The sequence below is a fragment of the Roseobacter sp. MED193 genome, from assembly GCF_000152965.1.
Classification (GTDB): domain Bacteria; phylum Pseudomonadota; class Alphaproteobacteria; order Rhodobacterales; family Rhodobacteraceae; genus Pseudophaeobacter.
In genome coordinates this window covers 1,465,842-1,491,037 of the sequence record NZ_CH902583.1, presented here as the reverse complement: position 1 = coordinate 1,491,037, position 25,196 = coordinate 1,465,842, and the positions used below count along the sequence as shown (strand labels likewise).

Sequence of the window (25,196 nt, the reverse complement as noted above, 5' to 3'; positions counted from 1 at the left end):
CGCCTTGATCTACGCGAAGATGAAAGAAAGCCCTAGCTTGCTTTACTGTGTTCAGACATAAGTTTTTCTCATGGATCTAAGATTTGTCTCTAGTTTGCTTTCGGTCATCGATGAGGGATCATTGGCGGCAGCAGCCCGGGTTGCTGGCATTACGCCTTCGGCTGTGGCACAGCGGATTGCGGCATTGGAGGCCCTGTTGGGAGTGCGGCTTTTGGTGCGCGCTGGGCGGGTGATGCAGCCAACGCCGGACTGTCGGACCCTGTTGCCTGGGTTGCGGCAGCTGTTATCCGATGAGGCGGCGCTAAGGGGGCTGTTGCAGGCGGATGGCTTGCAGGGGGAATTGCGGTTGGGGGCCATTTCCACTGTGATTGGCGATCACGCCAAGGATTTGGTCGCGGGGCTACGGCAGGCGGCGCCACAGGTAGAGCTGAAATTGATACCCGGGGCGTCAAGTGCATTATTCGCCGAGTTTGAAGCCGGGAACCTCGATGCGGCGATAATGGTGCAGCCTGGGTTTATGCTACCTAAGACCATGCAGTTTACGCCCGTTTTACGGCAGGAGATTGGGTGGCTATTGCCCAAAGCTGGGGCTGATGAGGGACTGCCGGTTATACTTTACAGTCGCGAGGCCTGGGGCGGCGCTGCCTGCTGGCAGGCCTTGGTAGCGCAGGAAAAAAGCCCAAGAATTATGGCGGAGATGGACGCGCTGGAGAGCATTGCGATGCTGGTGCAGGACGGTTTGGGCCGGTCAGTGCTGCCCAGGTGGAGCTCACTTGATCGCTATGCCCCAAATGCGCGCTTTGTGCCTATTGCCGGGCTTTACCGCGACCTTGGCCTGTTGAGCTGGAGCCGGGACCGGGGGCGGCCTGTTTTCAAATTGTTGCAGGAGATTTTGCAGGGGAGCCGCTTGCCCACCAGGGGCAAGGACTAGCGCGGACGGTGAATATTAGCGCTTTGCACCAGGCCAAAGGCCGCCAGCAGCACCAGCATTGCAGATCCCCCATAAGAGACCAATGGCAGCGGCACGCCGACCACCGGGGCCAGCCCCATAACCATCGACATATTCACGGCAAAGAACAAAAAGAAGGTAATGGCAACACCGAGGCTCACCAGGGAAGAAAAGCGATCCTTGGCGGCCAATGCCGTGGCGACGCAGAACACGATAATCAACACATAGAGCGTGAGCAGTGTGAGCCCGCCGATAAAACCAAACTCCTCGGCCAGAGTGGTGAAGATGAAGTCAGTGTGTTTTTCTGGCAGGAAATTCAGCCGTGATTGTGTGCCCTGCATATACCCGCGTCCCGACCAGCCGCCGGAGCCCAACGCAATTTTTGACTGGGTGATGTGATAACCCGCCCCAAGCGGGTCTTGAGAGGGGTCCAGAAAGGTATCAATACGGCGATACTGATAGTTCTCCAGCAACTGCCAGCTGTTGCCTCGGCTTTTAAAAACGGCAGCGACCAGCCCAAGCCCTGCTGCGATCACAGCGGCAAAATAGGCCCAGTGAACCCCCGCCAAAAACATCTCACCGCCGCCGGCCGCCATCAGCAGGATTGAGGTGCCGAGATCAGGATGGCGCAAGACCAGAACGGTTGGAACCAGGATCATCAGCACTGGGATCAAGACCCAGGTTGGGCGCGAGCTGCGTTCAGGCGGCAGCCAATCATAATAGGCAGCAAGTAACATCACTGAGGTGATCTTCATCAGCTCCGACGGCTGCAATCGCATAAAACCCAGATCGATCCATCGCTGTGCCCCCATACCAACGGTACCAAAGAACTCAACTGCCAAGAGCAAGACAACGGAGGTGAGATAGGCCAGAATCGATATGTTGCGCCAGAACCAAATTGGGATCAGCGCCACCACCAACATCACGCCCATACCCAGCAGGAAACGTTTGAACTGGGGCTCGGCCCAGGGGGAAAAGGATCCGCCCGCAACCGAGTAAAGCATCAAGAAGCCAACCCCTGCAACGGAGGCCAGCAATAGCGTCAGCGGCCAGTTGAGATAGAGAATTTTGCGCAGGCCTGTGGGGGTCGATTTTGCATTATACTCAAGATAGCTCATGCGCGGTCACTGTCCGGGTTTTCGGCGCGTTTGATCCGTTCGCGCTCGAGCCGTTCCTGTTGGGCCTTGATACGCTGGCGGTCACCCTTGGGGTAGGCCTCCAGCGGGGGCGTGCCATCATAGAGCGCCTGCAACATCACATCGCGGGCAATTGGAGCCGCTGCTGTCGAGCCGCCTCCGCCATGTTCGACGATCACAGAGACCGCGAATTTGGGGTCGTCATAAGGGGCAAAGCAGACGTAGAGCGCATGGTCACGGCGTTCCCATGGCAGGTCCTTGTTGCTGATCACCCCTGCGGCGCGTTCAGCGGCGGTGATGTTGCGCACCTGGCTGGTACCGCTCTTGCCCGCCATACGCATACCATCGGCGATAATGCGCGAGCGATAGCCCGTTCCGCGACGGTCATTGCTGACCGAATACATGCCCCGGCGCACCATGCGCAGGTGGTTTTCGTTCAGCCCCAGGCTGTCCCCTGCGCCAGAGGGTTGTTCTACCCCGTCAATCGACTTGATAAGCCGGGGGGAAAGCGCGCGTCCGGTGGCCAGTCTTGCCGTCATCACCGCCAATTGCAGCGGTGAGGCCAGCATAAAGCCCTGACCAATCGAAGCATTGACGGTATCGCCCACCAGCCAATCCTGGCCTTTGACCCGTGACTTCCATTCCCGGTTCGGCGCCAAGCCGCTGGCAACCGCAGACATTGGCAGGTCATGGCGTGTTCCCAGTCCCAGGCGTTTTGCCATGGCGGAAATCTTGTCGATTCCGACTTTGATGGCCAGATCGTAATAATAGACGTCGCAGGATTGTTTCAGCGCGGTGTTGAGATCGACATGGCCGTGGCCGCCGCGTTTCCAGCAGTGGAACTTGCGGCCAGAGACTTCCATGTGACCCGGGCAATATACGGTATCTTCCGGTCCGACCAAATCCTCTTCCAGCGCCGCCAGCGAAACCACCATTTTGAAGGTGGAACCGGGCGGATAGGTGCCCTGCACGGTTTTGTTGGCCAGCGGGCGATAGGGGTCGTCGGTCAGCATCCGGTAATCCGCCACCGAGATGCCGCGCACAAATTGGTTGGGGTCAAAACTCGGGGCTGAGGCAATGGCACGCAGATCGCCGTTTTCGCAGTCCATCACCACCACCGCGGCACTTTCTGAGCCCAGTCGTGCCTGTGCGTAGTTTTGCAAAGCAGCGTCGACGGTCAGCTGCATGTCAGCGCCGGCCTGGCCTTCCTTACGATCCAACTCGCGCATCACCCGACCGCCAGCATTGACCTCGATCCGTTTGGCCCCGGCGGTGCCACGCAGGATATCTTCGCGCTTGGCCTCGAACCCTACTTTACCGATCTGAAAGCGCGGAATGCGCAGGATCGGATCCGGCGCGTCCAGCTTGCTGAGATCATAGTCTGACACTGGGCCGACATAGCCCACCACATGGGCAAAATCGTCCAGCTGCGGATAGATCCGGGTCAGGCCAACTTCGGGTGTGATGCCGGGCAGGGCTGGGGCGTTCACCGCCACTTTGGAGATATCCTCCCAATTCAACTGATCTGCGAGGGTGATCGGTAGAAAAGGACGGCCACGACGTATTTCGGTGCGGGCACGTTCGATGTCTTCAGGCGGAAGGTCGATCAGCTCAGAGAGCTTGGCAATCACCTGTTCCACATCCCCCGCATCTTCTGGCACGATGATAATCCGGTAGGAGGGGGAGTTATGCGCCAAAGTACGCCCATTGCGGTCAAAGATCTCTCCTCGCTCTGGGGCCAGCAGGCGGATATTAATACGGTTCTCTTCGGCCAACAGACGGAACTGATCTGCTTGGTCAATCTGCAAATAGCGCATCCGAGCGGCCAATGCGCCGACAAAGCCCAGTTGCAATCCGCCTAGCAACAGCGCGCGGCGGCTCAGCTTGCGGTGGGCTGCTTCTTGATCTTTTGGAGAGCGTCTCATTTTCGGGCTTCCAGAATTTCAGCTTCGGCGGCAGAGAGTTTGCGCACGCCCAACAGGCCTTGGCTGAACAGGACCACCAAAGGATAGGTGGCAATTGTGGCAAACATTTCAATTCCAGACAAGCTCAACGGGGCCCGCGGAATGCCAAAGATGGAGAGCGTCAGGCGGTTCACTATCGTGATTGCAGTGATCACCAAGGTAACGGAGAGCCATTCCGCCGCAAAGGTCATTTCGTGCTGTGGTTGCGCGCGCGACCGCAGGAATTCGCAACCAAGGACCACCAGCAGTGTGAGCAAACCTGGGGGACGGTGAAATAACAGGTCTGCCATCAACATAACGAGGATGATAAGGGAGACCGGCACATAGTCAGGACGGCGCAGCGACCAGGCCATTGCCAGGCACATGATCAGATCTGGTGGCGCCCAACTGCGGGCTTGGGTATCCAGTGGCAGCAGATGAAAGAAGATGGTTGCAAAGGCCAGCGCCGCAAAACTTGCCCGCATGAGCTGAATCTTGCCGGGGGTGACCTCAGCCATTTCCAGCTCCATCGGCGCCTGTGTTCTGGGGGGAATTGTCCGGGCTGCCTAGTTCCAGGTTCCCAGGGCGCGATCTCGGGGTCGTGGCACCTGGGGCCGGGACGATAAGCCCGCCCGGGTCATGGATCGCCTGGGTGCCGTGGTGGCGCAGCACTCGCAGGAACTCCAGGCGCTCGTAATCGGCAGATAGGCGCACACGCATGCGGCCACTGCGGTCTTGGGTGGCTTGGCCCACCAGCAGCCCTGCAGGAAAGACATCGCCATCGCCAGAGGTAATGACCCGGTCGCCGGGGCGCACCAGATCCGCGTTCTCCAAAAATGTGAGCAGCGGCGCCGTGCTGTTGTCGCCGGTGACCAGCGCCGTCTGGCCTGAGGGTTGGATGGTCACGGGAACCGCACTGGCAGCATCTGTCAGCAACACCACCCGTGCCGTATTGCGGCCAGTGCCGGAAATCCGCCCAACCAGGCCGATGCCATCCATGGTGGCCCAGCCATCCTGAATACCGTCGCGGGCGCCGACGTTCAAAATCACCGACTGGCGAAACGGCGATCCGCTGTCAGCCATGACCACGCCGGTAATAAATGTGAGTTTTGGATCAAGCCGCACGTTGTTCAGGTCCAGCAACCGGGCGTTTTCCTGTTCCAGCTGCAGCGCAGCCTCTTTCCACGCGCGCATCTGGCGCAGCTCGGACCGCAGCTCGCGGTTTTGCTCGGCCAGGCGTTGGTAACTTTGGAAGTCGCGAAACAGGTTGACCACGCCAGTCACGGGCACCATGGCCCAGTCCATATTGGGAACCACCGCGTCGATCAATTGGGCGCGGAAGCGTTCCACCCGGGGGCTGTCGATCCGCCAGACCAGAAACAGCGCAGCCAAACAAATACAGGCCACGACCACCAGAAGGCGGCGCAGTGGCGTTGTATAGTCTTCGCGCTGGGAGCGGTCTTTGGCCAAGGGGCTCCTTTCCGACGCCAGTCAAAGCCGCCTTTGCAAAGGCTGGGCGGCCCTGCAGGCTTAGCTATCGTAATCGATGGCGTGGCGCAGCTGCTTTTCGAATTCCAGCGCCTTGCCGGTGCCAAGGGCCACACAGTTCAGGCATTCATCAGCAATCGAGACGGCCAGCCCGGTCTGTTCGCGCAGGGCAAGATCCAGATCCCCCAAAAGCGCGCCACCACCGGTGAGCATCACACCGCGATCCACGATGTCAGCTGCCAGATCCGGGGGCGTGGTTTCCAGCGCGGTCATCACCGCTTCGCAGATCTGCTGCACGGGCTCCGCCAGTGCCTCAGCCACCTGAGCCTGGCTGATTTCGATTTCTTTGGGGACACCGTTCAGAAGGTCGCGGCCACGGATCTGCATCGACTGGCCGCGGCCATCGTCGGGCATCCGGGCGGTGCCGATGGAGGTCTTGATACGTTCGGCGGTAGCCTCACCGATCAGCAGGTTCTGCTGGCGACGCAGGTAAGAAATGATCGCCTCATCCATACGGTCGCCACCAACACGCACTGAGCGGGCGTAAACGATGTCACCCAGTGACAGAACCGCCACCTCGGTGGTCCCACCGCCGATATCAACAACCATGTTGCCAGTGGGGTCGGTAATGGGCATGCCCGCGCCAATGGCGGCCGCGATGGGTTCCGCGATCAGACCGGCACGTCCGGCCCCTGCCGAAAGCACCGATGTGCGGATCGCGCGTTTTTCAACCGGAGTGGCGCCATGGGGCACACAGACGATGATCTTTGGTTTGCGCGAAAAAGGGGAGCGTTTGTGCACCTTGCGGATGAAATGCTTGATCATCTCTTCGGCGGTGTCAAAATCGGCAATCACCCCCTCGCGCATGGGGCGGATCGCCTGAATGCTGCCCGGCGTCCGGCCCAGCATCAACTTGGCATCTTCGCCAACAGCCAGCACTTTTTTCACACCGTCTTTGATGTGATAAGCGACCACAGAGGGTTCTGACAGGATCACGCCGCGGCCTTTGACATAGACCAGCGTATTTGCGGTGCCGAGGTCGATGGCCATGTCCGTGGTGAACAAGCCGCCAAGATTTCCGAATAGCGCCATGAAATATGTGATCCTATTGAACTGCAAAGAGGGGCGACTCCGCACGGGCCGCAGATCAAGGTCTTATACCAGCGCAGCCCTGCCGTGAAAGGGCGTTTTAAGGTCAACTAGCGCCTTTTCGCCGGCCCGGGCAATATTCTGTGCATCGGACTTGTACTTTGGTTGCAATGGCACCACCGCATAGGTGCGATCTGTGCAGATTCTTATGGGCTGCTTTGAGGTTCCGTATGGAGCAAATTCAGGCTAAAGCCGTGATATGCTTTCCTATCAACATATCTATCACGCCGGAAATCTGGCCGATGTGCAAAAACATGCGCTGCTTGCGGTGATTCTGTCCTATCTCACCCGTAAGGATAAGCCGATCAGCTATATCGAAACCCATGCCGGGCGGGGGCTTTATCATCTGGACGCTCCGGAGGCTGTGAAAACCGGTGAAGCCGCTGCAGGGATTGACCGCATTCTGGGCGAGGGCATGCTGCCCGAGCAGCACCCCCTCCGGCAGGCGCTCGTGGTCTGCCAGGCGACCCATGGGGATATGGCCTATCCCGGCTCGCCCTTGATTGCCTCGACACTGCTACGCCCCCAGGACAGTCTGCATTTTGCCGAACTGCATCCTGGCGAACATGCGGCCCTACGTCAGGCCCTGCCACGGGGACGGGCCAAGGTACATCTGCAGGACGGATTTGAACTGGCACTTTCTCTGGCCCCCCCAACGCCGCGGCGCGGGGTGTTGCTGATTGACCCGAGCTATGAAGTCAAAAGCGATTATGGCCGTATTCCCGGCATTATCGCTAATCTGCATCGCAAATGGAATGTCGGGGTGATTGCCCTGTGGTATCCAATCCTCAAGGATGGGGCGCATGGAGCGATGCTTCGGGCGCTGGAAAACCAGAACCTACCTGGCGCGCTGCGCCATGAGGTGCGGTTTCCGCCCGCCCGGGAAGGGCACCGGATGATCGGCTCCGGCATGTTTGTGGTCAATACCCCCTTTGGCACCGAGGCCGAATGCGCGCGGCTGGACAGGTTGTTTGCGGCCCTGTCCTAGGTAGGGTGCTGAACTGCGCGCACTAGATCGCGCGCGTCAGGCTCTGCCGCGCGCGATCTCTGAGGTCGGAACTTATGGTCTGGCCTCAGGTGACGTCTTTGTAGGAGATCTCACGCGTGTCAGCGCCTTCACCGACCCGGTCGCGCCGTACGATCACCCGGTTCAGCGCATTGATATAGGCCTTGGCCGAGGCCACAACCGTATCCGTATTGGCGCTTTCTCCAGTGGCAATGATACCGTCTTCCTCGAGCCGCACGGAAACCGTGGCCTGGGCATCGGTGCCTTCGGTCACAGCGTTCACCTGATAGAGTTGCAGCCGGGCGGTGTTTGGGTAGAGCTTGCGGATCGCCTTGAAGGTTGCATCAACCGGGCCATCTCCGCTTTCTACTGCCGTCAGATCCTGGCCGTCAATTTCCATCTCAACGGTGGCCTCAGCCGGACCGCCGGTGCCACAGATCACCTTCATCGAGACCAGCTGCAGGTGGTCGTTTTCTGCATCCTCCCCCGAGCGCATCAGCGCTACGATATCATCGTCAAAGACTTCCTTTTTACGGTCGGCCAGTTCTTTGAAACGGACAAACAGATCCTTGAGCTGGTTGTCACCCACGTCAAAGCCCAGGGTCGAGAGTTTGTCACGCAATGCAGCCCGGCCTGAGTGCTTGCCCAGCGGCAGCGAGGTGCCCGAGAGGCCCACGTCCTCCGGGCGCATGATTTCAAAGGTCTCTTTGTTCTTCAGCATGCCGTCCTGATGGATGCCGCTTTCATGGGCAAAGGCGTTCTTGCCGACGATGGCCTTGTTGGGCTGCACCGAGAAGCCGGAAACCGTCGAGACCCGACGCGAGATATGCATGATCTTTTGGGTGTCGATACCGGTTTTCCAAGGCATGATGTCATTGCGCACTTTCAGCGCCATAACCACTTCTTCCAGGGCTGTATTGCCGGCACGTTCGCCCAGACCGTTGATGGTGCATTCGATCTGACGCGCGCCGCCTGCAACCGCGGCCAGCGAGTTGGCCGTCGCCATGCCGAGGTCATTGTGGCAATGGGTGGCAAAGATCACCTCATCCGCGCCGGGTACGGTCTCGATCAAGCGCTTGATCAGATCGGCGCTCTCAACTGGGGCTGTATAGCCGACAGTATCGGGGATGTTGATCGTTGTGGCACCGGCCTTAATGGCGATTTCGATCACCCGGCACAGATAGTCCCATTCGGTGCGGGTGGCATCCATTGGCGACCACTGTACATTGTCCACCAGATTGCGGGCATGGCTGACGGTCTCGTGGATCTTGTCGGCCATTTCGTCCATGGTCAGATTTGGAATGGCGCGGTGCAGGGCGGAGGTGCCGATAAAGGTGTGAATGCGGGGTTTTGCCGATTTGCGCACAGCCTCGGCGCACCGGTCGATGTCTTTGAAATTGGCGCGGGCAAGGCCACAGATCACCGAGTTCTTTGACCGTTCCGCGATTTGGCTCACCGCTTTGAAATCGCCCTCAGACGCGATCGGGAAACCCGCCTCGATAATGTCGACGCCCATATCATCCAGCAACTCGGCAATCTCGAGCTTTTCGTCATGGGTCATCGTCGCGCCAGGGCTTTGCTCGCCATCACGCAGAGTGGTGTCGAAGATCAGTACGCGATCTTTGTCAATCGAATTGGTCATGTCTGTAGCTTTCTGAATTCTGTCCTAGGTCCATTATGTGGCGCGAATACCGATCTCCTCTGAGCGGACGCGCCGAATGGCACGCTCAGAGGCGGGCTAGGAGCAGTAGGGCACGCAGCGACGCACCGCGAAGGGCGGTGTCGATCATGGGGATATCTGCGCAAACTGTCATGGGGTGATTTATACAGGGCGAAATACGAATGGGAAGAGGGAATTTCACAGCTCGGGGCAATCGTGGCCTCCAATTGCCGCACAACATTTATGTCTTGCTGCGTCGCCCGGCGTTGCCACAATCCGCAGGGAGCTTTGCGCCCGAACAGGCGCCCTTTGTGGGGGTCAAACTGGGATGAGATCCCGACAGAAAGGCGCCTGAGGAAGAGCCAGAGGTTCAGTTGCTGTTTGTAGAGGCCTCGCCATCTTCGGCGGTTTCTTCGGAGGGGGCGGCGGCTGTCCCATCAGCGGCGGGCGGCGCGCCATTGGTCCATTCTCCGCTGACGGTTTGGCCGCCAGTATAGGTCATAGTGCCTGGGCCCTGTCGTTTGCCGTTGACAAAGCTACCCACATAAATGTCGCCATTGGCATAGGTTGCGGTGCCTTCCCCGGTGATCTTACCCTCGGTCCAATCCCCCTCGTAGCTGAAACCGCTGGTCATTTCGATCTTGCCCTTGCCGTGGCGCTGGCTGTTTACAAAGCTGCCGACGTAGATTGAGCCATCCGCATAGGTGACGCGGGCCTCGCCATGGCGCTGACCGTCCTGCCAGCCCCCTTCATAGCGATAGCCGCTGGCGTCACTCATGACCCCCTGGCCGTGGTTGCGCGCATTTTGAAAAGCCCCGGTATAGGTCACCCCATTGGGGTAGGTGGCCGTACCACTGCCTTCGATAACCCCTGCAATCCAGTCGCCCTCATAAGTGGAGCCATCCGGATAGGTGATCTTGCCAGTCCCGTGGGAGAGATCGTCCTGGAACTGTCCAACATAGACAGAGCCATCGGGATAGGTGACGCTGCCATTGCCCTCGATCTGGCCCGCCAGCCAGTCGCCAGTATAGGTATAGCCATCGGTCTTGGTAAAGGTGCCGGTGCCATGGCGCAGATCGTCTTGAAACATGCCCTCATAGGTGTCGCCATTGGCATGGACCTGGGTGCCAATGCCCTGGCGCCGCCCCTGATCCAGCGGACCCGTATAAATGTCACCGTTTGGCTGCGTCAGTTTGCCATTGCCGTGCATCTGGTTGTTGGCCCAATCGCCTTCATAGATGAGCCCATCGGGCATTTTGAGCGTGCCTTTGCCATGCAACAGACCATCGGCGATATCCCCCTGATAGAGAGCACCGTCAGGATAGGTGATGGTGGCGCTGCCTTCTTTGCGGCCCTCGATCCAATCGCCGTTGTATTCGTAGCCGCCAGGGTTTTGCATTACCCCTTTGCCCTGATGCTGCCCCTGGACGAAGCCACCTTCATAGCGCACGCCATTGGCATAGACTGCGACGCCCTGGCCGTTGATGATCCCAGCCATCCATTCGCCCTCATAGGTGCCGCCATCTGAAAGGGTGATTTTGCCCAGACCTTCGGGTTTACCCTTGGCAAATTCTCCCTCATAGACCGACCCATTGGGGAAGCGCGCGACGCCCTGACCGAGGATTTCCCCATCCACCCATTCGCCCGAATACTCATAGCCATTGGGCAGGCGATAGGTGCCGGTGCCATGTTGTAGCCCGCCCCGAAAAGTGCCCTCATAGACGCCGCCGATTTCATCCTCGCTGGTGATGACTGTGCCATCCTGCGCCAAGGCAGGGTTCCCGGCGGCGCTGGCCAGGGTCAAAAAAGAGAGTATCGCAAGCGTTCTGCTATAACCGGTCATAAAAACCTCTGTCTAACCCGTGGCTGGTTCGCGCCAGCTCGGGAATTGCTTTTGCCAATGGGTTACTTCTGGACGACTTGCTGGGAAACTAAGCGAGCAAACAGCTTGTCGCAATGTCTTTTGCGCTCGCCCCTTTTCCTTGGCTGCTGATCTGATAAACGACTAGCAACATGTTTTGCAAAGGGCTTGTGCAAGATGGCTGATCGTTTCCGGGTGACACTGGCGCAAATGAACCCCACTGTTGGGGATCTTGCGGGCAATGCTGCAAAGGCCCGCACGGCCTGGGCTGAAGGTCGCGCTGCCAGCGCGGATCTGGTGGCACTGCCAGAGATGTTCCTGACGGGATATAACACCCAGGATCTGGTGATGAAGCCGGTGTTCCAGCAGGCTGCCATGGCCGCGGCTGAGCAATTGGCGCTGGATTGTGCAGATGGTCCTGCCTTGGCAATCGGCTGTCCTTGGGCCGAAGGCGGCAAGCTCTACAATGCCTATCTGATCCTCAAGGATGGCAAGATCGCCTCGCGCTGCTTAAAGCACCACCTGCCCAATGAAACCGTCTTTGACGAGGTGCGTATCTTTGATGCGGGGCCCCTGGGCGGGCCCTATGCCGTTGGCGATACCCGCATTGGCTCGCCCATTTGTGAGGACGGCTGGCATGAGGATGTAGCAGAGACCCTGGAAGAGACCGGCGCTGAGTTCCTGCTGATTCCCAATGGCTCGCCCTATTATCGCAACAAGATGGAGGTGCGTCAGAATCACATGGTGGCCCGCGCGGTCGAGACCGGCCTGCCGGTAATCTACCTTAACCTGGTAGGGGGGCAGGACGATCAGGTCTTTGATGGCGGCACCTTTGTGTTGAACCCGAATGGTGCCTTGGCACTACAAATGCCGGTGTTTGACGAGGCGGTCACGCAATTGGACCTGCACCGCACCCCCGAAGGCTGGCGCGCTGTTGAGGGCGACAAGGCGCATCTGCCGGATGTATGGGAGCAGGACTACCGGACCATGGTCGAATCCTTGCGCGACTATATGGGTAAGACCGGGTTCAAGAAGGCGCTGCTTGGACTGTCTGGTGGGGTGGATTCCGCCATCGTTGCCGCCATCGCTGTGGATGCTATCGGGGCCGAGAATGTGCGCTGTGTCATGCTGCCTTCGGAATACACCAGCCGGGAATCGCTGGACGATGCAGAGGCCGTGGCCGAGGCGCTGGGCGTGCATTACGACTATGTGCCAATTGCCGAAGGCCGTGATGCCATCACCAATACCTTGGCACCGCTGTTTAACGGGCGCGAAGAGGACCTGACTGAGGAAAACATCCAGTCTCGTCTGCGCGGGTTGTTGTTGATGGCAATGTCGAACAAGTTTGGCGAGATGCTGCTGACCACAGGCAATAAATCCGAAGTGGCCGTTGGCTATGCCACCATCTATGGCGATATGAATGGCGGCTACAATCCAATCAAGGATCTGTACAAAACCCGGGTGTTTGAGACCTGCCGCTGGCGCAATGCCAACCATCGCCCCTGGATGATGGGCCCGGCGGGTGAGGTGATCCGCCCCAATGTCATCGACAAACCCCCCTCGGCGGAACTGCGCGACGACCAGAAAGACAGCGACAGCCTGCCAGATTACCCGGAACTGGACGCAATTCTGGAGATTTTAGTTGATCAGGAGGGCTCGGTTGCGGATTGCGTTGCCAAAGGTTTCGCACGCGAAACAGTCAAGCGGGTGGAGCATCTGATTTATATCAGCGAATACAAACGCTTTCAGTCCGCCCCCGGCGCACGGCTGTCTCCACGGGCATTCTGGCTTGATCGACGCTATCCTATTGTCAATCGTTTTCGTGATTCCTCTTAACTATTAAACTGAGACCAGGCTGCGCAACCTTGGCATTTTGCCGTCAGGATTTGCCTGATTTCAAACGATTTAGAAGAAAACAACAGTGCTGAGAGCCCAGACCATGCGTCCGAAAAATCACATTATGTTCCCTAGCCGAAGGGGGGCTGTTTTGTCCTCTGGACCCAAAGCCCTCAGCGCGGCATAGACCATCCTATGCCTGGACCAAAGCTGCCTCATTTCCAAGCCGATCTTGCCCTGCCCAAACGCGTCGACGCGGTTGTTATTGGCGGCGGGATTATTGGTGCCTCAACAGCCCTTGAACTCGCGGAACGCGGCCATTCCGTGCTGCTGTGTGAAAAGGGGCAGATTGCGGGCGAACAGAGCTCTCGTAACTGGGGCTGGGTGCGTATTTCGCAGCGCGACCCGCGTGAGTTGCCGCTGATGGCTGAGGCCATGAAAATCTGGGAGGGGCTGGAGGCGCGCACGGGCCATCCCACCGGGTATAAGCGCTCTGGCATTCTTTATACCGCGGAACGTGGCCGTGAAGAGGCCAAGCTGGAAACCTGGGCACCGCATCTGGCGGCGATGGATCTGCCCGGACAAATGCTGCGTGGCGACCTGCTAAAGCAGGTTATGCCGGGCTACCAGGGCAAGGTGATCTCAGGCTTCTATACCCCGCAGGACGGGCGGGCCGAGCCGCAACTGGCAACCCATGCCATTGCCCGGGCAGCCCAGGCAGCCGGAGCCAAGGTAATGACGGAATGCGCCGTGCGGGCGGTCGAGACCGAAGCGGGGCGTGTGAGCAGCGTGATCACCGAGCGTGGCCGCGTGGCCTGTTCCGCAGTTGTGGTCGCAGGCGGCGCCTGGTCACGGCTGTTTCTGGGCAACGCTGGCATCTCTTTGCCGCAGCTCAAGGTCTTGAATTCTGTTCTGCGGACATCGGCTGTTCAGGACGGGCCGGAAACCGCGATTTGGAGCAATGACTTCTCGCTGCGCAAGCGGCTGGATGGTGGCTATACCATTGCCAATGGAACGGAAAATATCGTCGATATTGTCCCCGACACTCTGCGTTTGGGACTGAAATTCCTTCCCAGTTATCTGCAGGAATGGCGCTCGCTTCAACTGCGATTGACTGGATCGGGGCGCTGGCGGGAAGAGGCGGCGCAGGATCGCCGTTGGGCCCCACAGCAGACCACCCCATTTGAAAACACCCGGTTGCTGGATCCGGCGCCCTCGCAAAAGGCGATCAAACAGGGCTGGGAGGCCGCGCAGAAAGCCTTTCCTGCGCTGCAGGGGGCTGATGTGGTGCAGAGCTGGGGTGGGATGATCGATGTCACCCCAGATGCGGTGCCAGTGATCTCACAGGTGAATGATCTGCCGGGGCTGTTTGTCTCGACAGGATATAGCGGACATGGGTTTGGGATTGGGCCAGCAGCGGGGCGTTTGACAGCAGATCTGGTCACTGGGGATGCACCCGTGGTCGATCCTTATGAATTCCGCTTGTCACGGTTTTGGAAAAAATAAACGAGGATCTGCCACGGCATTTGCGGGGCAGATCCATTCGTTTTTTGAGTTTTGTTTGGGTTCATCCCATCATCTGATAACTGACTGGGACAAAACGGAAACCGGAGCCGCGAGTCTCTACGTAGCCGGCGGCAGGGAAGGGCATATGGTAGCCAATCATCGGCGTGCGGGTGCTGGCCAACATATCAAGGACCTTTCGGCGCGAGGCCGTGGCGGCTGATTTGTCCATGTCAAATTTCACTTCCCAATCTGGATGGGCAAAGGACCAGACATAGTGATTGGCCAGATCCGCAGTCAGCATTAGTTGTTGCCCACCGCTGTCGAGCATATAGCCCATGTGGCCGGGAGTATGGCCAAAGCTGGCCACGGCGCTGATCCCGGAAGCAACCGAACCGCCATCTTCCAGAAATGAGAGCTTTTCAGCAAAGGGCGTCACTTTCTTGGCCATCAGATCGCCAATCCGGTTGCCTTCCCCCTGTGCAGCCCAGAAATCGAACTCCTGACGCCCGGTGAGATAGCGGGCATTGGAAAAGGTTTCAGCCCCCTCGGTGGTCATGCCGCCGATGTGGTCGGGGTGCATATGGGTCAGCACAACCACGTCGATATCCTGTGGCGTCATCCCAACCTCGGCCAAGGCCATTTGAATGCCGCCCTGACCAAGGCCAGTATCAAACAGGATTTTTTCCTGGCCGGTGTCAACAAGTGTTGGGGTGAAAAAGAACTGTGCCATATCGGCGGGAATGAAATTCTGCGCCGAGGTCGCGGCGAACTCAGCGTCACTGGCACCACCGCCAAAAATTGGCTTGGGGTTCTCAACGGGGCGGCTTCCGTCCAGCAGTGTTGTGACGGTGAAGTCACCAAGCTTGAAACTGCGGCTGTGGGAGGCAGGCGCCTTGGCCATTTCGGCGCTGGTGCTGGCACTGACGCTGCGTGCTGTCGCGGCAAGGGGCAGGGCAGCTGCGGCGGTTAGGGCGGTTCGGCGGGAGAATTTAACGGTCATGGGTCGTCCTCTCTGCAGGGGTGCGAAAATTTGGATTGCACCTGTTGCGGCGCTTTCCACAGGTTGCTTGGCAGGTCTGCGTCTTGATCGTCGGCTGTGAGACTAGCGCGGCAGAGCACAAATCAAAGAGGTTTGAAGTGCCGTTCACGCAACTGTGTGCCAAAGTCTGGTCTGTCCGATCAGGTGGCGGTCTGATCCCGGTTGTGTATCGAAAGAAGGCGCGGATTGCTCTTATTTTAGGCGCGGATTGCACCGGAGATATCGCGGGTGGAGGCGGCAAAAACTGGACAAAGCCAGCCCCATGTGAGATGGGCAAGGCAACAGGAGATATCTGATGACCACCACTCGTTTTGCCCCGTCGCCCACTGGATATATCCATGTCGGCAATCTGCGCACCGCGCTGATGAACTTTCTGATCGCCCGCAAAGCTGGCGGCGAGTTTATTCTGCGCATCGATGACACCGACCCTGAGCGCTCGAAAGAAGAATATGTCGATGCGATCAAACAGGATCTGGAATGGCTTGGCCTGACCTGGGACCGGGTTGAGCGTCAGTCCAGCCGGTTGGAGCGTTACGTGGCCGCCGCCGATGAACTGCGCAGCATTGACCGGTTTTATGAGGCCTTTGAAACCCCGACCGAGCTGGATCTGAAACGCAAGAAGCAACTCAATATGGGCAAGCCGCCGGTCTATGATCGCGCCGCCCTGGCCCTGTCGGAAGGTGAAAAATCCGCCCTGCGCGCGGAACGCGGCGATGGTGTCTGGCGCTTTAAGCTGGATCAAGAGCGCATCGAGTGGAACGACGGCGTGCTGGGCGATATCTCGATTGACGCGGCCTCGGTGTCTGACCCAGTACTGATCCGTGGCGATGGGCAGTTTCTTTATACGCTGGCCTCTGTGGTGGATGACACCGAGATGGGCGTCACCCATGTTGTGCGGGGCTCCGACCACGTGACCAATACCGCAACCCAGATCCAGATCATCAAGGCGCTGGGCGGTACTGTGCCGGAATTTGCTCATCACTCACTGCTCACGGGCCCGCAGGGCGAGGCGTTGTCGAAACGGCTTGGCACCCTGGCGCTGCGTGATCTGCGCGAGGCGGGCGTGCAGCCCATGGCGCTGCTGAGCCTGATGGCCCGGTTGGGGTCCTCCGACCCGGTGGAAATCCGGTCTGAAATGTCTGAGTTGATCGAGGGCTTTGACATCAACCGATTTGGCGCCGCGCCGACCAAATTTGACGTGGAAGATCTTTATCCGCTCACTGCCCGTTATCTGCAGTCGCTGACGTTGGAGCAGGTTAAATCGCATGTGGAGGCCCTGGGTGTACCGGCGCAGAAGCAAGAGGCCTTTTGGGCCATGGCCAAGGAAAACATCACCACGCTAAAAGATCTGCAGGGCTGGTGGGATCTGTGCCAGAACGGTGCTGCGCCGCTTATTGCGGATGAGGATGCGGAGTTCATTGCCGAGGCGATGAAACTGCTACCAGAAGGCCCCTATGATGATGACAGTTGGAAGAGCTGGACCGCCGCGGTGAAAGAGGCGACAGGTCGCAAGGGCAAGGGGCTATTCATGCCGCTGCGCAAGGCGGTTACGGGGCGCGAACGTGGACCAGACATGAGTGCGCTTTTGGCGCTGATGTCAGTTGTTCAGGCACGTGGCTAACGGGGTGACAGAGGCGAATGACCGGGAAGGCGGCCCCAATACGGGTCGCCTTTTTTGTCAAGACCCCGCCTGGTAAAGGAGGAGCTCCCGCCTGTTCGGCCCCATTCAAAGAATGGGACGACACAGTTGGGCCGGGCGCCGTGCGATGCCCGGCGCGGCGGGATCTGGCCTTGCAACTTTTCGGCGCTCAAACCGGGCGCTCGTGCATGATTTCTACGCTAAGTTGCCTCAGATGGTGGTCGACCAATTGGCTTTCCGTCCGGGAGAGCTGCTGGTGCCGAGGATAGCGCGGATCCTGTCTGTCGTTCAGAATTGGCGCCTGCCAGCCCTTGGTGCTGGCAAAGAAGTCCTCGACACCCGCCTCACCAAAAACCTGTAGATGGCCCTGCACCACCACATCCAGATAGCTCAGCAGGATGGGGTGACACTGGCTGCCCTGGTTTTGGGCTTCCGCCGGCACGGCGTAGAGCGAAATCTCGGGGCAGCCTGGAAGGGCGTGGCGGATCTGGTGGTCGGCTGGCAGGCGGTCGTAGGCGAACTCGCGCTTGTCCAGCGCGTCCCAGTCGCCATCGGGCACGGCTGCGATCAGCCCATCAATCTGCACTTCCGGTGCGGGTTCGACCGTCAAAAAGGCCACGTCCCGCAGGGCAGTATGACACCAACGGCGTTGCCATCCTCTGAGCCGAGCGGGCTGGGCGTCGAGGTAGTCATGGGTGGCGGTATTTACCAGGCTGCCATAGCCAAAGAAATAGGGCGGGAGGGGCGTCATTTGATCGTCATTCCATTTTTGCGGCCAGGCTAATTGATGTATGTCAAACCGCTTTTTGTGGGGCTGTGCAATAAGCTCTTAGCTGAAAGTAGCGGGAGCCAGAACTATGCGCATTACAAAAAGGACCAATATTGCCGTCCGTCTGCTGATGTATTGTGCGGCAAACGCGGATCGTTTGGTCACCAAATCTGAAATCGCCGAATGCTGCAATATTTCAGAGAATCATTTGGCGCAGGTGATCAACCAGTTGAGCCAGCTGGGCTATCTACACACTCAGCGCGGGCGCAATGGCGGCATGGCCCTGGGGCGTCGCCCGGAGGAGATCCAGATCGGCAACGTGTTTCGTGATGTGGAAGGCGCCCTGCCAATGGTGGAGTGTTTTGCCGATGCAGATAACACCTGCCCGCTTGCCAGCGCCTGCCGGTTGAAAGTGGCGCTGTCAGACGCTGCGCAGGCCTTCTATGCCTCGCTGGATGACATCACGCTGGAAGCATTGGTCTGCGACAACCACGACTTAATGCGGATCCTGCAGCCTGTGGCCTGCGCCGGGGCGGGCGCTGCAACGGCCGCCGCAGGCTGATTGCTGCGCCAAGAGTTTGCTGCGAATGCGTCGCGGGCTTAGACCTTTGCAAAAGCCCAGGCCCGTTCTGGGCTGGGGTTTACCATTTTCTAGGTTCACCAGCCGAACCGGATCACGGCATCAAACAGGGGCAGAGTCCCTATTCACGGGCGCGCAGAATACGGGCGGGCCGCGCGGCCAATGGGCGCCAGGCAAAGATCAACCCCGCCAGGAGTGTGGTCGCAATACCGCCAGCAACCACTGCTAACGCATTGGGCCAGATCACCACATAGGTGGTCTCAAAGACGTAGAGATTCACGGCCCAAGCTCCGGTAACACCGGCCAGCAGGGCAACACCCCCTGCGCCGGCCCCCAGAATGATCGACCGCAAGGCAAAGCTCAGCAGGATTTTGCGCCGTGAGGCTCCAAGGGTTTTGAGCAAGGCCGCCTCGTAACGGCGGGCGGGTTCTCCGGCGGCGGCAGTGCCCAGCAAGACCAGAAACCCGGTCATCAGGGTGGCTGCTGCGCCATAGCTGGTGGCAGCCGCCAACTGGCGCAAAATGTCCGAGACCCGGTCAATGGCATCGCGCACCCGGATGGCGGTTATATTGGGCATTGCCTGGGCCAAATCGCGAAGGATCTGCGCTTCTGAACTCGCTTCGGCGTAGACCGTGGCAATAAAGCTATGGGGCGCGCCGGCCAAAGCGGCCTCATTGAGGGTCAAGACAAAGCCCATGCCCGCCGTGGAAAAATCGACATTGCGAAAACTGGTGATCTCGGCCTGAATATCCCGGCCCAGCACGTTGAGCGTGATGGTGTCGCCCAGGGAAAGCCCCAGTTCCTCGGCCTCTTCGGCGGCAAAGCTGACCTGCGGTGGCCCGGTATAATCCTCGGGCCACCAGCTGCCCGCCACGACCTCGGTGCCCTTGGGCTGTGCGGCGGCATAGGTGACGCCGCGATCTCCGCGCACCACCCAGTGATCCCCTGCGACCTCCTGCGAAGGAATACCATTGATTTTGGTAATGACAGCGCGCAGCATTGGCGCACTTTCTACCTTGCTCACAGCCGGGTCGCCCTCGACGCGGGCCAGAAAGGTGGGCATCTGGTCGCGCTGGATGTCGACAAAGAAATAGGAGGGGGCAACATCGGGCAGATTGCCCGCGATGGCGCGGCGCATATTGCCGTCGATCTGACCAATGGCGGCCAGAACCGTGAGCCCCAGCCCCAGCGCCAGTACCGCAGGCACGGCCCCATCGCGCGAGGTGCCAATGGCGGCAAGCGCCCAGCGCAATGCAGGGCGACCGCGGGTGATATGGGATCCACGCCGTGCCAGCCAGCCAAGTCCAAGCGCGGCGATGAGCAACACCAAGAGCGCGCCCATCAACCCGCCAGCCGTCCAGAGCGTCAGCTCAGCCGCGCCGGAGAACCAGGCGGCAGAGCCCACAAGCAGGGCGAGCGCCAAGGCGGTGGCCAGAATGTAGCGCAGGGCTGGCAAGCGGCTTACCTCGCCCAAAGCGCCGCGAAACAGCGAGGCGGCGCGGATGCGCTCGGCCCGGGCCAGGGGCCACAGCGCAAAGATAAAGGCGGTGAGAAAACCATAAAGCGCGGCCTCGATGAGGGTGGCGGGGTAAATAGCAAAAAGGGCCGGGAAGGGCAGCTGTGCGGCAATCATCGGTCCCAAAAGGATCGGCCCAAGCCCGCCCAGGACCAGCCCGATGCTGACCCCCAGTAGGGTGAGCGCGCCAATCTGTAGGAAATAGGTGAGGAAGATCACCCGGCGCTCAGCCCCAAGTGTGCGCAGGGTGGCGATGGTTTCGGTCTTGGTGGCCAAATAGGCACGCACAGCGGCAGAGACACCTACGCCGCCCACCGCAAGGCCAGAGAGGCCAACCAGCACCAGGAAGCCGCCCAGACGTTCCACAAAGGTGGCTATGCCGGGGGCGCCATTGCGGGCATCACGCCATCGCATCCCATTGTCTTCAAACTGGGCGCGGGCCTCGGACTGAAGCGCGTCCAGATCGGTCTCTGGTGGCAGGATCAGGCGGTATTTGGTGGAAAAGAGCGACCCCGGTGCCAACAGGCCAGAGCCCTCCAGCGCGGGCAGGGCGACCAAGGTGCGCGGCCCCAGCGCAAAACCAGAGGCCGCTGCGTCAGGCTCGGTCTTGATGGTGGCCATGAGCACAAAATCGCGGGTGCCAAAGCGCACCTTATCGCCAGGCTCCAGCCCCAGTCGGTCGGCCAGAACAGGCATCATGGCGACGCCAGGTAGGCCGCCGTCGCCGGTGAGCGCCTGTTCCAGCGGGATGTCGGGCTGCAGGGTCAAGGTGCCCGCCAACGGATAGGCGGTGTCTACCGCCTTGACTTGCGTCAGGGCGCGTTCGTCACCCAGGGTTGCCATTGAACGGAACTCGACCACTTCTGAGACCGACACGGCCTTTTCAGCCATCCAAGCGCGTTCTTCGTCGTTGGCGAACCGGTAGGTGAAGGTGAGTTCAGCGTCACCGCCCAACAGGCTGGCGCCCTCCTGAGTCAGGCCGGCCTCGATTGAGGCCCGGATCGAGCCAATGGCCGCGATGACCGCCACGCCAAGGGCCAGGCAGGCGAGAAAAATGCGAAATCCTTTGACGCCGCTGCGCAATTCACGCAGGGCAAAACGCCAGGCAAGTCGGAGCGATGAGGCGGGGCCGCGGGACTGTCCCGTCATTCCGCCGCCTCGGTTGCGACTGCGGGATCTGCAAGTTGCCCATCGCGTAGGCGTATGACGCGATCACAGCGTTTCGCCAGTTCCGGGGCGTGGGTGACCATGATCAGGGTCGCGCCATAGCGATCGCGCAAACCAAAGAGCAAATCCATCACGGCGGCACCATTGGCCTCGTCCAGATTGCCGGTAGGCTCATCCGCCAACAGGATTGCCGGGCGGGGTGCCAGTGCACGGGCGAGGGCAACCCGCTGTTGCTCGCCGCCAGACAATTGTGCCGGGAAATGGCCAGATCGGTGGCCTAGCCCTACGGCCTCCAATTCAGCCTGCGCCACCTCAAAGGCGTCACTCCGACCGGACAGTTCCAGCGGGGTGGCGACATTTTCCAGGGCGGTCATGGTGGGGATCAGGTGGAAGCTTTGGAAGACGACGCCCATGTGATTGCGGCGAAACCGTGCCAGAGCGTCCTCATCCATGGCCGTCAGATCCTGCCCCAGCGCGGCAATATGCCCGCCCGTTGCCAGTTCCAACCCACCCATCAGCATCAACAGTGAGGATTTGCCAGACCCTGAGGGACCAATCAGGCCCAGGGTCTCCCCCTGAGAGACATCCAGTGAGATATCCTGCAAAATTCGTACCGGTCCGGTATTGCCATTCAGTGTCAAAGACGCATCTTTAAGATGAAGAACGGGTTTTTCTGTTTCTGTCATGAAGCTGCGCCTGTTTTAAATACTGTATCGGATATGGAGCATTTACCGCGATGCACAAGGTTTTGGCCCTGTTTGGGATGATTTTTTTCGTAACCTACGCCTCTGATACGCGCGCAGAAGATCTGCGGATCACTGCCTTTGGAGATAGTCTGGTGCAGGGGTACGGATTAACCCAGGGCGACGGGCTGGTCCCGCAATTGCAACGCTGGCTGGATGCTCAGGAGGTCGCTGTCACCCTGAGCAATGCGGGGGTTTCTGGTGATACCACCGCTGGCGGTGCTGCCCGGATAGACTGGACGCTGGCGGATCAGCCACAGGGGTTGATTGTGCTGTTGGGCGGCAATGATTTGCTACGTGGTCTGGCGCCAGACCAAGCCCGCGAGAATCTGCGTCAGATCCTGCTGGCGGCCCAGGCCGGCGATGTCGAAGTCTTGCTGATCGGCATGCGCGCCCCTGGCAATTTTGGCCCCGAGTACAAAGCGAGCTTTGACAGAATCTATTCCGATCTGGCGCAGGAGTTTGACGCGCTCTTACATCCAGATGCCTTTGCTGGAATTCGCGCTCTTGTCGGCAGCGATCCGGCGGCGGCGCAGGAGTATATGCAGGCGGATAACATTCACCCCAATGCCAAGGGCGTCGCGCTGAATGTCGCGGCTCTTGGACCGGTGGTGCAGGAGCTGGCGGCCCGGATCTCAGCAACGGATCGCGACAGCTAGGCGCCTGCATGCAAAAGCGGCCCCGTATTGGGGGCCGCCAGAATGGGTGATTTCGGGCAGCTTAAAGCAGCGCGAGATCGACAGCAGATTCTCGACCATCACGGCCGGGCTGCATTTCGTAGCTCACTTTTTGGTTATCTGCGAGGCCAGTCAGACCGGACCGCTCAACTGCAGAAATGTGAACAAATACATCGCTGCCGCCATTGTCAGGGGCAATAAAGCCGAAGCCTTTTGTGGTGTTGAACCATTTGACGGTGCCAGTTGCCATCGTCTCTTCTCCTAGTTTCTTCTCACGCGCTCTGCCCGCAACATGCGGCAGTATGGCTCGCTCATTCTGGGGTAATCCACCCATCAGGGACCAATAGCACCCCTTTTATGACCTCGCGATGACAGCATTGGACAGAAGAAGCCCCCAATCAAGAAAAATTCGCTCAGCCCGCGCTGTCCTGCTGGCAAGCGTTGCATCAGGCGCGCGAATTGCGCTCCCAAAGGGAGTATCGCCTGCCAGATAGCCTTTTACAGGGCACTTTGCCCCTCTCAGGCCTAGTAATGCGGAGCGCCATATCCCTGCTAGCCATATCCCTGCTAAAGGACTGTGACCTTGGTGCCGATAGGGACGCGCTCATAAAGGTCGGTCACATGCTCGTTCAACATGCGGATGCAGCCGTTGGAGGCAGAGGAGCCAATTGTTTCTGGCTGGGTGGTGCCATGGATGCGAAAATAGGTATCCACCCCGTTCTGATAGAGGTAAAGCGCCCGCGCACCCAGGGGATTATCCGGCCCGCCAGGCTGTACATAGCTATTGCCTGCAAAACGCCCATAGCTGCGTGGGCTGCGTTCAATCATTTCCTGGGTTGGCCGCCAGCTGGGCCATTCGCGTTTGCGCTGAATGATGGCGCTGCCGGTGAATTCTAGCCCTGCTTTGCCGACACCAACGCCATAGCGAATTGCCTTACGCTGTTCGGTCACAAAATAGAGGTAGTAGGACCGGGGCAGGATCAGGATTTCTCCAGGCAGAAACTGTTTCTTGATCCTTACAAACTGTGGTGTCGGGTCAAACACCGGAGCATCCTTGGCCAGGGCTGGGCTTGCAAGGGGGAGGTTAGAAAGCGACACTGCCGACAAAGCAGCCAGTGCAGAGGTGGAAAACGCGCGGCGAGAAACCATCTGAGCCTCACATGTTGGAACAGGTTTACGCCAGTCTGCGTGTCGCAACCGATAGGGTCAAGCCTTCTGTAGATCTGCGCACTTGTAGATACTCAGCTTGGGCTTATATCGCTTGTAAACAATGGTGTGGAGAGCTGTGGATGGCGCAACAGATGAATATGAAGACCTTGACCTGTCTTGCTTGCGCTCAGCTAAACCGGGTGCCAGAGGACAGGCTGATGTCGGGGGCGAAATGTGGCAGCTGCGGAGCGGCATTGGTACCCAAACAGCCCATGGATGTGGATCCAGCGGTCCTGCAAAAGGCGGCGCAGAATGATGATTTACCTTTGGTGGTGGATTTCTGGGCGCCCTGGTGCGGCCCCTGCAAGATGATGGGCCCTGAATATGCCAAGGCGTCTAAGAAACTGGCGGGGCAGGCGCGCCTGGTCAAACTGGACACCCAGCGCCATCAGTCCACGGGCGGGCGGTATCGCATCAAGGGGATCCCAACCCTCGTGGCTTTTGAGCGAGGCAAAGAGAAAAAGCGTCAAGCAGGGGCCCTGCGCGAAGGGCAGATCGTCGCCTGGGTCAAGGCCCGCTAGGCTCCGCCCTGCGCAAGCTTCGGCTGCCACTCTCGATCGAAGGCGCTACTTTTTGTAGGGTGTGGTCTCTGTCGTGCAGACTGCTGTAACCGAGGAGACAAGGGGATTTTGGAAATACTGATCATCTATTTCACGGCTTTCCTCATCTCGGGACCGAGGCAGGCCGCGCAGCAATAAAATCGCGAAGATCACAGCTGTGTAGAGGCCAGCAGCCAGCGGATAAATGAACAAAACCATCCAGATTGGAAGCGCGAGGAAGAGTATAGCTGCACTCGTGGAAATGAGAGCCAAAAAGGCCCCTGTGACGGCGCTTGCCCAAATCAATTCATATCCTCCTACCCCTGTGGTTAAAGGTTAGGCAAGAATGTTGAATTTAACTAGTTTTAATTGTGATAGGCCCACCTATCCCAGAGGATAGGTGGGCCTATACTAAAGGATAGGAGCGTTGAGGCTTGATCCGGTTAACGTGGTCAGGCGCTGGCCGTTGCCTGCTCTTCCAGAGAGGGCGATTTGGACGCCAGGCCACTGCGCAGCACCAGAACTGTGATCGACAGTGCGGCAAACAGTACCCCAGTTGTGGAATAGAGCAGCAAGCTCTGCCAGACATGCAGGTCAAACAGCGCAAAACCGGTAATGGCAGACAAGAGCCCAAAGACTGAGCCAAACACGATACTCACAAAAGCCATAATTGTTCTCCCTCGGCGAGGCCACTCCTAGAACTTAGCGCGGCATCGTCGTCCCAATACAGAGGCAAATGGTTAAGATTTTGTTTAAACCTTGTGCGTTTTGAGGCGAGGAGGGA

At 59.1% G+C, this 25,196-nt stretch carries 22 protein-coding genes; 8 read left to right on the top strand and 14 right to left on the bottom strand.

The genetic code is table 11. From position 1 onward, the window contains the following. Positions 1-70 precede the first annotated feature (70 nt). Positions 71-931, top strand: coding sequence for a LysR family transcriptional regulator (locus MED193_RS09505; RefSeq protein WP_009809491.1), 861 nt, complete (start codon positions 71-73; stop codon positions 929-931). Here MED193_RS09505 and rodA read toward each other — a convergent pair. From rodA to MED193_RS09480, 5 genes are read right to left on the bottom strand one after another with little or no spacing between them, the layout of a single operon-like run. Next, positions 928-2,067 (bottom strand): rod shape-determining protein RodA, encoded by a 1,140-nt coding sequence (rodA, locus tag MED193_RS09500; protein ID WP_009809490.1) that lies wholly within the window; start codon positions 2,065-2,067, stop codon positions 928-930. The two genes, MED193_RS09505 and rodA, sit on opposite strands and share 4 nt — an antisense overlap. Then, positions 2,064-4,010 carry a penicillin-binding protein 2 gene (gene mrdA, locus MED193_RS09495; protein ID WP_009809489.1) on the bottom strand — a complete coding sequence of 649 codons (1,947 nt, stop codon included), beginning with the start codon at positions 4,008-4,010 and terminating at the stop codon, positions 2,064-2,066. The genes rodA and mrdA overlap by 4 nt, the downstream gene beginning before the upstream one ends. After that, on the bottom strand, positions 4,007-4,546 hold the full coding sequence (locus MED193_RS09490; protein ID WP_039966074.1) for a hypothetical protein: 540 nt from the start codon (positions 4,544-4,546) through the stop codon (positions 4,007-4,009). Before MED193_RS09490 ends, mrdA begins: the two co-directional genes overlap by 4 nt. Further along, positions 4,539-5,498, bottom strand: coding sequence for a rod shape-determining protein MreC (gene mreC, locus MED193_RS09485; protein ID WP_009809487.1), 960 nt, complete (start codon positions 5,496-5,498; stop codon positions 4,539-4,541). Before mreC ends, MED193_RS09490 begins: the two co-directional genes overlap by 8 nt. Before the next feature lie 60 nt (positions 5,499-5,558). Beyond that, a complete protein-coding gene (locus tag MED193_RS09480; protein WP_009809486.1) occupies positions 5,559-6,608 on the bottom strand; it encodes a rod shape-determining protein in 1,050 nt (349 codons plus the stop codon). A gap of 256 nt (positions 6,609-6,864) precedes the next feature. Between MED193_RS09480 and MED193_RS09475 the strand changes: the two genes are divergently transcribed. Beyond that, positions 6,865-7,653 carry a 23S rRNA (adenine(2030)-N(6))-methyltransferase RlmJ gene (locus MED193_RS09475; protein ID WP_009809485.1) on the top strand — a complete coding sequence of 263 codons (789 nt, stop codon included), beginning with the start codon at positions 6,865-6,867 and terminating at the stop codon, positions 7,651-7,653. Positions 7,654-7,738: 85 nt separating this feature from the next. On the opposite strand, the gene MED193_RS09470 is transcribed toward MED193_RS09475, so the two are convergent. Next, positions 7,739-9,313: a 2-isopropylmalate synthase gene (locus MED193_RS09470; protein WP_009809484.1), complete on the bottom strand. Its 1,575-nt coding sequence runs from the start codon at positions 9,311-9,313 to the stop codon at positions 7,739-7,741. Positions 9,314-9,701: 388 nt separating this feature from the next. Further along, positions 9,702-11,174: an MORN repeat-containing protein gene (locus MED193_RS09465; protein ID WP_009809483.1), complete on the bottom strand. Its 1,473-nt coding sequence runs from the start codon at positions 11,172-11,174 to the stop codon at positions 9,702-9,704. Between the two features lie 195 nt (positions 11,175-11,369). Between MED193_RS09465 and MED193_RS09460 the strand changes: the two genes are divergently transcribed. Then, the gene (locus MED193_RS09460; RefSeq protein WP_009809482.1) at positions 11,370-13,028 is read left to right on the top strand and encodes an NAD+ synthase; all 1,659 of its coding nucleotides are present in this window, start codon (positions 11,370-11,372) and stop codon (positions 13,026-13,028) included. A 195-nt stretch (positions 13,029-13,223) separates the two neighbouring features. Next, on the top strand, positions 13,224-14,534 hold the full coding sequence (locus tag MED193_RS09455; protein ID WP_009809481.1) for an FAD-binding oxidoreductase: 1,311 nt from the start codon (positions 13,224-13,226) through the stop codon (positions 14,532-14,534). A 61-nt stretch (positions 14,535-14,595) separates the two neighbouring features. Here MED193_RS09455 and MED193_RS09450 read toward each other — a convergent pair whose 3' ends face one another. After that, positions 14,596-15,534: an MBL fold metallo-hydrolase gene (locus tag MED193_RS09450; protein WP_009809480.1), complete on the bottom strand. Its 939-nt coding sequence runs from the start codon at positions 15,532-15,534 to the stop codon at positions 14,596-14,598. Between the two features lie 334 nt (positions 15,535-15,868). On the opposite strand from MED193_RS09450, the gene gltX reads away from it, so the two are divergent. After that, a complete protein-coding gene (gene gltX / locus MED193_RS09440) occupies positions 15,869-17,194 on the top strand; it encodes a glutamate--tRNA ligase (RefSeq protein WP_009809478.1) in 1,326 nt (441 codons plus the stop codon). 187 nt (positions 17,195-17,381) lie between these two features. On the opposite strand, the gene MED193_RS09435 is transcribed toward gltX, so the two are convergent. Then, the gene (locus tag MED193_RS09435) at positions 17,382-17,963 is read right to left on the bottom strand and encodes a gamma-glutamylcyclotransferase family protein (RefSeq protein WP_009809477.1); all 582 of its coding nucleotides are present in this window, start codon (positions 17,961-17,963) and stop codon (positions 17,382-17,384) included. Positions 17,964-18,069: 106 nt separating this feature from the next. On the opposite strand from MED193_RS09435, the gene MED193_RS09430 reads away from it, so the two are divergent. Then, positions 18,070-18,543 carry an Rrf2 family transcriptional regulator gene (locus tag MED193_RS09430; protein ID WP_009809476.1) on the top strand — a complete coding sequence of 158 codons (474 nt, stop codon included), beginning with the start codon at positions 18,070-18,072 and terminating at the stop codon, positions 18,541-18,543. Positions 18,544-18,682: 139 nt separating this feature from the next. Here MED193_RS09430 and MED193_RS09425 read toward each other — a convergent pair whose 3' ends face one another. Together MED193_RS09425 and MED193_RS09420 are read right to left on the bottom strand one after the other, a co-directional pair. Next, entirely contained in the window at positions 18,683-21,226 is a 2,544-nt protein-coding gene (locus MED193_RS09425) for an ABC transporter permease (protein ID WP_009809475.1), read from the bottom strand. Continuing rightward, positions 21,223-21,930: an ABC transporter ATP-binding protein gene (locus MED193_RS09420; RefSeq protein WP_009809474.1), complete on the bottom strand. Its 708-nt coding sequence runs from the start codon at positions 21,928-21,930 to the stop codon at positions 21,223-21,225. Before MED193_RS09420 ends, MED193_RS09425 begins: the two co-directional genes overlap by 4 nt. A gap of 77 nt (positions 21,931-22,007) precedes the next feature. Between MED193_RS09420 and MED193_RS09415 the strand changes: the two genes are divergently transcribed. Then, positions 22,008-22,646 (top strand): arylesterase, encoded by a 639-nt coding sequence (locus MED193_RS09415; protein WP_254655444.1) that lies wholly within the window; start codon positions 22,008-22,010, stop codon positions 22,644-22,646. 61 nt (positions 22,647-22,707) lie between these two features. Here the strand turns inward: MED193_RS09415 and MED193_RS09410 are convergent, their stop codons facing one another. Both MED193_RS09410 and MED193_RS09405 read right to left on the bottom strand, forming a co-directional pair. After that, the gene (locus MED193_RS09410; RefSeq protein WP_009809472.1) at positions 22,708-22,914 is read right to left on the bottom strand and encodes a cold-shock protein; all 207 of its coding nucleotides are present in this window, start codon (positions 22,912-22,914) and stop codon (positions 22,708-22,710) included. A 317-nt stretch (positions 22,915-23,231) separates the two neighbouring features. Continuing rightward, the gene (locus MED193_RS09405; protein ID WP_009809471.1) at positions 23,232-23,813 is read right to left on the bottom strand and encodes a L,D-transpeptidase; all 582 of its coding nucleotides are present in this window, start codon (positions 23,811-23,813) and stop codon (positions 23,232-23,234) included. A gap of 152 nt (positions 23,814-23,965) precedes the next feature. On the opposite strand from MED193_RS09405, the gene MED193_RS09400 reads away from it, so the two are divergent. Continuing rightward, entirely contained in the window at positions 23,966-24,394 is a 429-nt protein-coding gene (locus MED193_RS09400) for a co-chaperone YbbN (protein ID WP_039966802.1), read from the top strand. Positions 24,395-24,864: 470 nt separating this feature from the next. Here MED193_RS09400 and MED193_RS09390 read toward each other — a convergent pair whose 3' ends face one another. Beyond that, positions 24,865-25,080: a hypothetical protein gene (locus MED193_RS09390; RefSeq protein WP_009809468.1), complete on the bottom strand. Its 216-nt coding sequence runs from the start codon at positions 25,078-25,080 to the stop codon at positions 24,865-24,867. Between the last annotated feature and the right edge of the window lie 116 nt (positions 25,081-25,196).